The 12,592-nt window shown below is 35.7% G+C and carries 10 protein-coding genes; 9 read left to right on the forward strand and 1 reads right to left on the reverse strand.

Annotation, left to right across the window (positions count from 1 at the left end):
- The first annotated feature begins 181 nt into the window (after positions 1–181).
- The 5 genes from COZ07_RS02710 (at position 182) to COZ07_RS02730 (ending at position 7,256) form a co-directional block, all read left to right on the forward strand.
- On the forward strand, positions 182–1,435 hold the full coding sequence (locus COZ07_RS02710; RefSeq protein ID WP_406607056.1) for an ABC transporter substrate-binding protein: 1,254 nt from the start codon (positions 182–184) through the stop codon (positions 1,433–1,435).
- Positions 1,436–1,541: 106 nt separating this feature from the next.
- On the forward strand, positions 1,542–2,408 hold the full coding sequence (locus COZ07_RS02715) for a carbohydrate ABC transporter permease (RefSeq protein WP_406607057.1): 867 nt from the start codon (positions 1,542–1,544) through the stop codon (positions 2,406–2,408).
- Positions 2,409–2,410: 2 nt separating this feature from the next.
- Positions 2,411–3,256: a carbohydrate ABC transporter permease gene (locus COZ07_RS02720; protein WP_406607058.1), complete on the forward strand. Its 846-nt coding sequence runs from the start codon at positions 2,411–2,413 to the stop codon at positions 3,254–3,256.
- Positions 3,257–3,337: 81 nt separating this feature from the next.
- On the forward strand, positions 3,338–4,846 hold the full coding sequence (gene xylB / locus COZ07_RS02725; RefSeq protein WP_406607059.1) for a xylulokinase: 1,509 nt from the start codon (positions 3,338–3,340) through the stop codon (positions 4,844–4,846).
- Position 4,847: 1 nt separating this feature from the next.
- Positions 4,848–7,256: a pyruvate formate lyase family protein gene (locus COZ07_RS02730; protein ID WP_406607060.1), complete on the forward strand. Its 2,409-nt coding sequence runs from the start codon at positions 4,848–4,850 to the stop codon at positions 7,254–7,256.
- Here the strand turns inward: COZ07_RS02730 and COZ07_RS02735 are convergent.
- Positions 7,253–8,098 carry a radical SAM protein gene (locus tag COZ07_RS02735; protein ID WP_406607061.1) on the reverse strand — a complete coding sequence of 282 codons (846 nt, stop codon included), beginning with the start codon at positions 8,096–8,098 and terminating at the stop codon, positions 7,253–7,255. The two genes, COZ07_RS02730 and COZ07_RS02735, sit on opposite strands and share 4 nt — an antisense overlap.
- Before the next feature lie 184 nt (positions 8,099–8,282).
- On the opposite strand from COZ07_RS02735, the gene COZ07_RS02740 reads away from it, so the two are divergent.
- The 4 genes from COZ07_RS02740 (at position 8,283) to COZ07_RS02755 (ending at position 12,430) form a co-directional block, all read left to right on the forward strand.
- The gene (locus COZ07_RS02740) at positions 8,283–9,395 is read left to right on the forward strand and encodes a DUF362 domain-containing protein (protein ID WP_406607065.1); all 1,113 of its coding nucleotides are present in this window, start codon (positions 8,283–8,285) and stop codon (positions 9,393–9,395) included.
- Positions 9,396–9,536: 141 nt separating this feature from the next.
- Positions 9,537–10,184, forward strand: a complete 648-nt coding sequence (locus COZ07_RS02745; protein WP_406607062.1) for a histidine phosphatase family protein — start codon at positions 9,537–9,539, stop codon at positions 10,182–10,184.
- A 48-nt stretch (positions 10,185–10,232) separates the two neighbouring features.
- Complete coding sequence (locus COZ07_RS02750) at positions 10,233–11,135, forward strand: cation diffusion facilitator family transporter (RefSeq protein ID WP_406607063.1); 903 nt, start codon at positions 10,233–10,235, stop codon at positions 11,133–11,135.
- Positions 11,136–11,227: 92 nt separating this feature from the next.
- Entirely contained in the window at positions 11,228–12,430 is a 1,203-nt protein-coding gene (locus tag COZ07_RS02755; RefSeq protein WP_406607064.1) for a D-alanyl-D-alanine carboxypeptidase/D-alanyl-D-alanine-endopeptidase, read from the forward strand.
- The last annotated feature ends 162 nt before the right edge of the window (positions 12,431–12,592 follow it).

Here is a 12,592-nt window from a genome sequence, read left to right on the forward strand (position 1 = left end):
TTTAATCGATACTTTATTTTTAGATATATTCGACATAAATGAGGATTAAGTGCTATAATTATACTTACAGAAAGAAGATACTTAGCTGAAAATATTTCAAAAAGGAAGGGGGTTTTTTATTTAATATTTCTATAATATCTTTAAATAATTTATAAATATAATATTTAAGGAGGTATTAGTTATGTTACGTAAATTGTTAACTGCTTTGGTTTTAGTTTCAATGGTAGCTGTATTTTTTGCTCTTCCAGTATTAGCTGAATCGCTTAGTGGTAAAGTTGAAGTTAATAGTTGGTGGACAGCTGGTGGTGAGGCAGAAGGTCTGAATGCTCTCATTAAAATATATGAGAGTAAATATCCTGATGTAGAATTTATCAATGCTACTGTGGCTGGCGGTGCAGGTACAAATGCTAAAGCTGTTTTTAAAACCAGAATGCTTGGTGGAGATCCACCCGATACTTTTCAGGTTCATGCCGGGCATGAATTAATTGATACCTGGGTAGTACCAGGATATGTGCAGCCATTAACCGATCTATATAAATCTGAGGGTTGGACTAACTCTATGCCTCAGGGTGTACTGGACATTGTATCATACCAAGGAGATTATTGGTCTGTTCCAGTAAATATCCATCGCTCCAATGTATTGTGGTTTAATAAAACTATATTTACTAAGTATGAAATTACTCCCCCTAGTAACTTTGACCAATTCTTTGAGGTATGTGATAAATTAAAAGCAAAAGGTATAGTCCCCTTTGTTATGGGCACAAAAGAGGGTTGGGAAGCAGGGCATGTTTTTGAGTCAGTCTTACTTGGGAAACTTGGAGCAGATGATTATAAAGGCTTGTGGACTGGTGAAGTAAAATGGTCAGATCCCAGAGTTACTGATGCATTAGAGACATTTGCTAAAATAGCTTCTTATTTAAACACTGATCATTCTGCTCTTACCTGGGATGAAGCTGGGCAGTATCTACTTAAAGATAAAGGTGCTATGATGATTATGGGAGACTGGACCAATGGCTGGTTTATGTCTGTTGGATTTGAAGATTATGGTTGGGCTCCGTCTCCTAATACTGCAGGTATCTTTTTAGCTCTTTCTGATAGTTTTGCTTTACCAAAAGGTTGTAAAAATCAGGAAAATGTTGTAGCCTGGCTTAAAGTTCTTGGTTCCAAAGAAGGACAATATGGTTTTAATAAAGCCAAAGGTTCAATCCCGGCAAGAACAGATGTAGATATTAGTGATTACAATGATTATCTGAAATCTGCCGCGAAAGATTGGCAAAAGGATGCTATTTCTCCCAGTGTAGTACATGGAGCAGCAGCCAGCGAAGGGTGGAGCACAGAGTATAAAGATATTATAAGCCTATTTGTTTCAAAACCTGATGTTTCCTATGCCCAGAAGGCACTAATAACAGCTGCTGAAGAGTATCTAAAGAAATAATGGAAAGATAAATTTTTAGGGACGCTTTCTGGCGTCCCTAAAAATTTTGTTAATTACAGTTAATTGCAGAGAGAAGTAATCCATGCGCCTAAAAAGAGATAAATTAATGCCTATCTTATTCATAATGCCTTCAGTAATAACTGTTGGTGTCTTTGTTTATGGTTTTATTAGTTGGACCGGATTTATATCTTTTACCAAATGGAATGATGTTCTTCCTAATTACACTTTAATAGGCTTTGAAAATTATCGTAAGTTATTTGCTAATATGCGCTTTCAGATAGACCTTCGTAATACCCTTGTCTTTACAGTTATTTTTGTTATCTCTTGTTTGTTAATTGGTTTATTATTAGCAATTTTTCTTGACCAAAAGATTAAAAGTGAAGGTATATTTCGAAATCTATTTTTATTGCCTATGGCAATTTCATTCGTGGTCAGTGGGGTAATCTGGCGCTGGCTTTTTAACCCGGGCAGTATTCAATTGGGCAACATTGGAGTTAATCAATTATTTGAAAAGCTGGGGCTAAATTTTCTAACTTGTGGTTGGTATACTGATCCCAAAATAGGAATAATTGCCGTAGCTATTGCTGCTATCTGGCAATTTTCTGGCTATACCATGGCTTTATATCTTGCCGGGCTAAGGGGTATACCTATAGAACTACGAGAAGCATCAGCTATAGATGGTGCCGATAAATGGCAGATATTTTACTATATTATTTCTCCTCTTCTTAGACCCATTACTTTTGGAGCCATTATTATTCTTGGCCATATTTCCCTTAAGATATTTGATTTAGTTGTGGCTATGACCGGAAGTGGGCCAGCTTTTTCTTGCGATGTCCCGGCTTTATTTATGTATGACACCACTTTTAGAGGAAACCATTTTGCTCAGGGAGCAAGTATTGCCATTATATTGTTATTATTAATATCTTTATTAATTATTCCTTATCTTATATCTACTTTCCGTAAAGAGGCTTAGAGATGAAAATACCTACTACTCGCATTTTAATTTATTTAATTTTGGTTTTATTTACCGTTTTTTATATTATCCCTATGTACATAATGATTTTAACCGGGATGAAGAGTTTTTCCGAGGTTGGACTGAGCACTATGTGGAATTTGCCCAGGAGCTTAAATTTTGAAAGTTTCCGTCTTGCCTGGTTAGGGAGTGCAAAAGGAGGGTTTCGTGGTCTTTCGGGAAGTTTTTTAAATAGTCTATGGTTAGTTATACCGGCAACGATAATTTCCGCAATATTTGGTTCTTTGAATGGTTATGTTCTAACCAAATGGCGATTTTATGGTTCGGATTTAATCTTTACTATGATCCTATTTGGGATGTTTATCCCTTATCAAAGCATCATTATTCCTTTAGTACTTACTTTGCAGAAATTGCATGTTTATGGGACAATTCCCGGATTAATTTTAGTCCATGTAATCTACGGGATACCCATAAGCACCTTAATCTTTCGTAATTATTATATAACGGTTCCTACCGAAATGGTGGAAGCCTCTAAGATAGATGGAGCAAATTTTTTAGGTATATACAGATGGATAATTTTTCCTTTATCTACGCCTGGTTTTGCCGTGGCTATGATCTGGCAGTTCACTTCTATCTGGAATGATTTCCTCTTTGGTTTAATCGTAACCCCCAATCCGGCATCTCAACCTATCACTGTGGCCTTAAATAATTTAGCCGGCAGTTATATCGTCCAATGGAATGTTCAGATTGCCGGTGCTCTTCTTACTGCTTTGCCCCCTATATTAGTTTATATATTCTTAGGAAAGTTCTTCTTGAGAGGTTTGATGCAAGGTTCTTTAAAAGGTTAAGCTATATAACTGTGTAAGAGTAATACAAAAGTTTTCAAATATCTCTTTTATTGGTAAAAATTTATTCGCGAAAGGGATAAAATGGATTATCTATTGGGTATAGATATAGGCACCTCCGGGACCAAGGGAGTGCTTATGGATAGGGAGGGTAAAATTTATGCTCTAGCAGGGAGAGAATATTCTATAGATATACCCCAGCCAGGTTGGGCAGAACAGAATCCCAAAATGTGGTGGGAAGCAACTATTCAGGTAATAAGAGAAATAATAAAAGAATCAAAGGTTAACCCCAAACAAGTAAGAGGAGTAGGATTATCAGGGCAGATGCATGGTACCGTCTTTTTGGATAAAAATTTACAGCCTTTTCGTCCGGCTATCATCTGGGCTGACCAGAGGAGCAGCTCTCAATGTGAATTTATTTATCAAAAAATTGGTAAAGAGCGACTTGCTGAGCTGACTGGGAACCCTATAGCTACTGGTTTTATGGGTAGCACTCTTTTATGGATGAAAGAGAATCAGCCCGAAGAATTTAATCAAATATATAAAGTGATTTTAGCCAAAGATTATATCCGCTATAAATTAACTGGAAATTTAGGGGCTGAGGTTACTGATGCTTCCAGCAGTCTATTGTTGGATATTAAAAGAAGATGTTGGTCAGAAGAGTTATTGGATATTTTAGGACTGCCCTTTAAAATTCTTCCAGAAAGAGTTCATGAATCTCAGGAGGTGGCTGGTTATTTACTTGCAGAGGTAGCAAGATCTAGCGGACTATTAGAAGGGATTCCGGTAGTTTATGGCGGAGGAGATCAATCGATGCAGGCAGTCGGTAATGGAGTAATTAAACCAAGAATTCTTTCTTCCACTATCGGAACAGGTGGTCAATTGTTTATCACTCTGGATAAATTCACCTATGATCCTAAGTTAAGAATTCATACCTTTTGCCATGCCCTACCCGATACCTATCACTTACAAGGGGCAATTCTTTCTGCCGGATTATCTTTAAAATGGTTAAGAGAAAATATATTACATACTTCTGATTCTTATCCTATATTTGATGAAGACGTAGATAAAATTAAAGTAGGGAGTGAAGCTATAATTTTTCTTCCCTATCTTTTAGGAGAGAGATCTCCTTATATGAATCCGGAGGCCAAAGGAGTATTTTTTGGACTTAGTCTAAAACATCACCGAGCTCATCTGATTAGGGCAGTTATGGAAGGAGTAGTTTTTGCTTTAAGAGATTGCCTGGAGGTGTTTAAAGAATTAGGGATTAAGATTGAACAGGTAATTGCTTCCGGAGGAGGGGCAAAGAGTAGAGTATGGAGACAGATTCAGGCCGATATTTTTAATAAAGAAATATCTATGACTCAATCTATCGAACCGGCGGCAATGGGTGCGGCCATATTAGCCGGGATAGGAGTGGGAATATATAAAGACGTAGAAGATGGATGTAGAAAAGTAGTAAAACTTAAAGAAGAAAAAACCAAGCCAATTCCTGAAAATGTCGATATTTACACTAAGCAATTTGAAATTTATAAATCTTTATATCAAGATTTAAAAGAAGATTTTAAGAGATTAAAAGAGAAGGGAGTGTAAAATGGCATTAGAAGAGATTTTAGATGTTGAAAGATTAAAAGAATATTTAGATTTAATCGTCAAGAGGAATGCGGAAAAACAGAACCTTATTGGTTGGGTGTTAGCAAAAGATATTCAGCGAAGGAAATTATTAGAAATTGGTGATAAATATTCTCCGGCTATGACTCAAGGCATTTTGCTTGAATCAGTCTGTGAAAAGATACCCATTTTCATTGAATCAGGACAGATTTTTGCTGGAACAGAAGAAGATGCTTTTTCAGCAAGTTATGCCTTGATTAACCCTGCTTTTCATATCGAAAGTTTCCAGGGGTATAATGATGAGATGGCTTTCTATGATGATGTAAAACCCGGAGATAAGATGAGTGATATCGAAGTAACTAAAGAGATGATTAAAAATAACCGAATATTCTGGAGCAGACATCCTTCGATAGCGAAGATAAGAGAGATATATAATGATACTGAAAATCAGACCAGAGAAGCAGTATATTTTGTGGAAAGGGTTACTGGTCATACCATTCCTGGTTTTGAAGAGGCTCTGGAAAAAGGATTAGAAGGCATAATCATAGAATTAAAACAAAATAAAAAGAAATTTCCGGCTAAGAGCGATTATTTTGACAGTATAATAAAGGCTCTACAGTCGACTATAACTCTGGCTAATCGCTATAGTAAATTGGCGGGGCAGAAATCTGAGCAAGAGGGCAATCCGCTAAGAAAGAAGGAATTGCAATGGATAGCCAAGACCTGTCATAAGGTCCCCTATAAAGGTGCAGAAAATTTATATGAAGCCTTACAATCTTATATTTTGCTCTGGCAGGTGATGAATTTGGAGCAACTTCCTAATCCTTACGCCTTTTCCGTAGGGAATCTGGATAGGATAATGCAACCTTATTATAAAAGAACCAAGATTTCTAAAAAATTAGCCGTGCAATTGATACGCCATTTTTTGGCCTTTTTTGAAGTGGGAGATAGAGATTGGGCTATTTCTCAGAATATTATGGTAGGCGGCTCAGAGGTTAAAGGTAATGATTTATCTAATGATATGACTTATATTATATTAGAGTCTTATCACCAATTCAATCGGCCTCAGCCGAATTTTTCAGTTAAGATGCATCCCCATACACCGTTTAAATTTTATCAGGCAATATCAAAATTTATGTTTAATTTTGGACATAGTTCTCCTTCTTTTCTTAATGATGTAGCAGTATTTTCTGCCTTAAAGAAGAAAGGTGTTGCCGAAGAGGATTTAAAAGATTATGCTATTGCCGGTTGTCAGGAACCCTTGATTAAAGGCAAAGAGACCGGGAACACCACCAATAGCTGGTTGAATCTGGCTAAAGTTTTAGAAATTTCTTTAAATGAGGGGTATTCATTAATTACCGGGGAAAAGTTAGGTCCTTCTTATGAAGAATTGGGGCTGGAAGAGAATCCCTTTACTTCTTTTACGGAAACTAAAAAAGTTTTTTACCGCTATCTGGATTATTTTATTGAGAAAATGATAAAGGCAGCAAATAACTGTACTGAGGCCCTTTCTTTGTTACCGGTACCTTTTGCTTCTTTTTTTATGGGTGGAGGAGAAACTGGAATCGATATGAGAGATTGTAATAGTGGCCTGGGGACAAAATATAATGCTTCTGGCTGCTTGATTCATGGCTTAGGGACCACTGCTGATTCCTTGACTGTGATCAAATATCTCTTTAACCCTGATTCTCAAGTAAAATTTTCTCTGCATGATTTGATTACTGCTCTAAAAGTAAATTTTGAAGGATTTAAAGAATTACAGAATATTATCCAGCAGGTGCCCAAATATGGGAATAATATTGACTATGCTGATGAAGAAGCGGTGGAATTGGTAAAAATAGTCAGCGAAAAGATTAATCGGCAAAAAAATACTTTCGATAAAAATTTTGCTGCTGATTGGAGTAGTCCCAGTACTAATCTACTTTATGGATATTGGACCGGAGCTACACCTGACGGAAGAAAAGCGCGGGAAAGCTTAAGTTTTGGGCTTGATCCTTCTCCGGAGATGGCTACCAATGGTCTTTTGACCAGAATTCTTTCTCAATCAAAATTAAATTATGAAATTATGACCGGTGGTTCAGCGGTGGCCATGAGTATTAATCCAGAAGGTGTCAAGGGGATGAATTTAGAACAAAAGGCTCAATATTTGAAAGATATTATCGGAGCTATTTTTGATTATTCTCTGGAAGGCAAAGGACAAGGGTTAGGTTATGTTTACTTTAATGTATTTTCCTCCAAACAGTTATTAGATGTAGCTGAACATCCTGAAAAATATCCTTATCCGGTTATAGTAAGAATTCACGGTCAATATGGTGATGCTCGAAAATTATCTCCTGATATTTTAAAAAAGGATATTATCCCGCGCTTGGATCCGGGGTCAGTTTCTTTTTAAGAGATATCTACTTTAATCCCTTTGTTTTTTATTATATTAGCTAAGATTATCATCTTTCGGTTAGAAGGGGGTATGAGATGTAGCAAAGGATAGTCTTTTCCTAAAGCTTTCCATTTATAGATTCCCTGTCTTCCATACTTTAACAGTTCTACCTTGAGTCCGTCTTTCAGGGGAGAAAGAAAATTGGCAATTTCTTGAAAATTCTCTTCTGAATCATTATATCCCGGGACAACAGGGATTACTATCCTTAAATCTTTTCCAGCTTCATAAGTTTTTTTGATATTATACCATACTTGTTTATTATCTTTTTCAACCAATTTCTGGTGTATTTCTGCATTCATATGTTTTATATCACAAAAAACTAAATCCAGATAAGGGAGGGAGGCAATAAATTGAGGGGATGAACCATTGGTTTCCACTGCAGTAGGAAAATTAAAATATTTAAGACCTTTAAGAAGTTCAAAATAAAAATTCCATTGGGCGGTGGGTTCTCCTCCAGACAAGGTTACACCATAATGGTGATGGTCTTTTAAGAATCTTTGGTAAGGTAAGATTTCGCGAATAACCTCTTTTACCGTAATTTCTTGACCAATGATTTCTTTAGAGCCATCATCGTAAATTAATTCGGTCTTTCCAAAGGGTATGCTTTCTGGGCTACCACACCAGGGGCAATGGAAGTTACAGCCCTTAAAATAGATGATACTTCTCCATCCCGGTCCCTCTTTGGTTACCCCAGGTTTTATATTTATAATAATGCCTTTAGCATCTTCTTTATATTTATTTATAAAAACTACCTCATATTTAATTATCTTAATTTTAATATAATTTTTCTCTTTTTTCAAAAGATTTTTATATTTCCTTTTAATAAAAGAGGATTTTTTAAAATTTTATAGAATTATACTCTATAAGTTAAATATCCTTTCAAAAATATTCCTTTTAACCAGTACAAAATTTGCTTTAATAGTTTTAATTGATTAAAATAATAAAAAACTTATTTTTAATTATTGGAAAGGACAGGTAAATATGGTGGATAGAGCAAAAGTTTATTTCACAGATTTAAGGACGAAACCAGGAAAGAATTTGCTAGATAAATTAAAAAAATTAGTTTTAGAGGCCGGGATTAAAGAGATTGATTTTAAAGGGCAGTTAGTAGCTCTAAAAATTCATTTCGGAGAACCTGGTAATCTTTCTTATATCAGGTCTAATTATGTAGCTTGTATCGTGAAATTGATAAAAGAGTTAGGTGGGAAGCCCTTTTTAACTGACGCTAATACTCTTTATTCAGGGAAAAGGGCGAACGCAGTAGACCATTTAAATACTGCTATGGAGAATGGGTTTAATCGTATTGCGGTCGGGTGTGATGTCATTATTGCTGATGGTTTAAAGGGGACTGAATATCGGGAGATCTTAATCAATAAAAAACATTGTACAGCACCTAAGATAGCTACAGCTATTGCTGATGCCGATATTATTATTTCTCTGACTCATTTTAAAGGCCATGAAATGACCGGTTTTGGAGGTACCTTGAAAAATTTAGGTATGGGCAGTGGCTCTCGAGCGGGTAAAATGGAGATGCATGCTAACTCAAAACCCAAAATCAATCTTAAGAATTGTATCGGCTGTGGTCAGTGTATTACACACTGTTCCCAGAGTGCCATTCATTTTAATGAAAATAAAAAAGCAGAAATTGATTATCAAAAATGTATCGGTTGTGGTCAGTGTGTAGCGGTATGTCAGTATAGTGCTGCAATAGTAGGCTCTGATGAATCGGGAGGAAATACCCAGGAAAAAATTGTGGAGTATGCTTATGCAGTATTAAAAGACAAACCCCATTTTCACCTCAGTTTTATTATGAATGTTTCTCCTTATTGTGATTGTTGGAATTACAATGATATGGCTATAGTTCCAGATATTGGGATGGCGGCCTCTTTTGATCCTGTGGCTCTGGATAGAGCCTGTGTAGACCTGGTAAATAAAGCTCCGGTGATTAAGGGATGCATTCTGGAGGAGAAAGGTTTTCATACCGGAGAAGATAAATTTAGTCGAGTCCATCTAAATACTGACTGGAAGATAGGCTTAAATTATGCAGAAAAGATAGGATTAGGTTCCCAGAATTATGAATTAATAGTTGTTGTTTAATAAAACAGGGAAACAGACGGTTATCTGTTTCATATTATTGAAAGAGTGTCAAATGGCCGTCTTATGACACTAAAAATGATAATAAAGGTAAAAAAAGGTGCCTGGCACCTTTTTTTACCTTTATTAGGATAGGAGGTAAGCATGTATAAGAATTTTAATGGAACACTAGTTATCTTGATAAGGCACGGAGAATGTGAAGGAAATATTAAGGGGATATTTAGAGGTAGGACTGACTTTCCTTTAAATGAAAGAGGGCTTATTCAAGCTCAGGATTTAGCACAGGAGTTGAAAAATTTTCCTATTAAGTATATTTATTCCAGTCCTCTTAGTAGGGCTATGCAAACAGCAGAGATTATAGGAAAAACTTGCGGGGTAGAAGTTAAGATAGAAGAGCAATTTAATAATATCGAATTGGGGAGTTGGGAAGGACATTATAAGAAAGAAATTGAAAAACAATATCCTGAGGAATGGAAGCTCTGGGTGGGTAATCCCGAGAAACTTCAAGTAGAGAATATGGAGACTCTTTATGAGGTACAGAAGAGGGCTAAGACCTGTCTGGATAACTTAGTTTCCAAGCATAAAGGAGAGACTTTAGCCGTAGTTTCTCACCGGGCAGTGCTCAAGCCTCTTATAGCTGCCTGCCTGAATATTGCCTCACCCTATTTTTGGAGGATTCATTTAGATACTGCTTCTTACAGTCTTTTGTCTCATAAAGAGGGAAGAGGGTATTGTTTAATCCAACTGAATCAAACTAAACATTTAAAAGAGTATGTTACTGAATGGATTTAAATATAAGAATTTTACTTAATTTTTTTACTATAGGAGAAAAAAAGAAAAATGAAAATTAATTCTAGTGAACCAATAACTCAAAAATATAAAACATATATCGGATATTTAGAAGGAACCATATCTATGGTTATAAATACTATTCTTTTTGGCTTGAAATACTGGGTGGGAATTAAGACTTTTTCTATAGCCATAATTGCCGATGCCTGGCACACTCTCTCGGACACCCTTACTTCCCTGGTGGTTATTATAGGTTTCAAAGTGTCATCCAAGCCAGCTGATAAAAAACACCCCTTTGGTCATGGTAGAGCAGAGGTGATTAGTTCTATTATCATAGCAACTTTGCTACTTGTGGTAGGTATTAATTTCTTATTTGCATCGATTCAGAGATTTAGAAATCAACAATCCGCCTCTTTCAATATGCTTGCCATTATAATGTTTACTATTTCAGTAATAGCAAAAGAAGGATTAGCTCAATATTCTTTCCGACTCGGGAAAAATATTAATTCCCAATCACTTATAGCAGATGGTTGGCATCATAGAAGTGATGCAATAGCTTCTATGATGATTTTGGTAGGGATCTTTATAGGAGACTATTTCTGGTGGATAGATAGTATAATGGGTATCTTAGTGTCTCTAATTATATTTTATACTACTTATAAAATTTTAAAAGAATCAATAAGTACTTTAATTGGAGAAGAACCGAGTGATACTTTTAAAGCAGATATTATAAAAATTGTAACTCGAAGTATTTCTCACGATGTTAGTTTACACCATTTACATTCTCATATATATGGAGATAGGAAAGAATTAACCTTTCATATAAGATTGCCTGCAGATATGAAATTAGAAGAAGCTCACCAAATAGCAGAAAGGTTGGAAAAAGAGATAAAAAATGAAATGGATATTGATACTACCATCCATATAGAACCAATTATCCCCATAAAAAGATAAAATACAACCAAAATATACCTAATATAGGGTACTAATCGAGCCTTACCAACTGTGTGTGGTGTTGAATTAAAAAAATTAGAAAGGAAAAGAGTTTGAAATCAAGATATAAGATATTCACCATTTTTTTCTCCATACTGATATTCACTTCTCTTATAATTTATATAGCTGGTGCGAGCACAGGTATTGGGGAAGAAATAGATCATTTTCCGGGATTTTCGGGTATCCTGATAAAGGATCTGAAGACTCAAGAAGTACTATTTTCTTATAATGAAGATATACTTTTCACTCCCGCGTCTCTTACCAAGATATTTACCCTGCTTGCTGCTCTGGAGATACTCGGCAAGGAATACACTTATCCCACTTCTTTCTACTTTTCCAGTTCTGTTCCTGGAGAGATAATCGGAGACCTATATGTAGTGGGGAGGGGAGACCCCACCCAATCCCCTGAAGTAATCAGAAAGATAGCGAATGATCTGGTGCAAAAGTTCGGTATTAGATATATATCTGGAGGTATTATATTGGACGATTCAAAGTTCTTGCCCGAAGAGTTTTTAGGAAGGGGATGGATGTGGGATGATAAAAACCCTCTGATTGGAGCATTAACTGTAAAAGGATATATAACTAAAGAAAAACAGAATTACTACTTCAATACCATGCCCTTGCTCTGGGGGAAGATTTTTTCTAAAGGATTGTCCCAAAAAGGAGTGAAGATAGAAGGGGATATCCGGATTGGAGAGACAAAAGAGGGTCTAAAGGTAAAGTATATTTATTATTCTGATACCCTGGATAAAATACTGGCTTACATGATGAAGAATAGTGATAATCAGGAGGCTGAAAATATCTTTCGTACCCTGGCTCTGGAGGATAATCCTGAGGAAGTATCCACTATTCCTCGAGCTATTTCCTCTTTGGAAAGGGTTATTGATAAAGTCCTGGGCTTAAAATGGGGAAAGGATTATATCCTGGTGGACGGTTGTGGGATATCTGAATATAATCTTATGACACCCGCTCAGTTAGTCGAAGCGATTATATATCTTTACCAGAAGTACGATTTTACAATACTGAACTATTTTGCCAGTACCAAAGAGAACGGGACTTTAAAAGAACGTCTACCTTTTCAGGTCTGGGGTAAGACCGGGACCTTATCCTCGGCTTCAGGACTGATTGGCTTATTAGAAACTAAAAAGAAGAGATGGGTAGTCTTCTGTCTTATGGAGAACAATTATATAGCAGAAGAGAATGACCCTAAAATTTTTGAAAACAGAATAATAGAATATATCTACCAAAATTTATAATTATCTTCCCTCTTTTATTATCTTTTACTTCTATTTAATATTTTATTTTTCAAAATTATTCAAACAGAAAAAGAGAATCGGATTAGAATAGTGAAAAGGATGAGCCTTAAAAATAAAATTTAAGATAAAAAAGAGGATTTTTAAAAGTTTTATAGAATACTA

The sequence above is a fragment of the Candidatus Infernicultor aquiphilus genome (genome assembly GCF_002784285.1).
Classification (GTDB): Bacteria; Atribacterota; Phoenicimicrobiia; order Phoenicimicrobiales; family Phoenicimicrobiaceae; genus Infernicultor; species Infernicultor aquiphilus.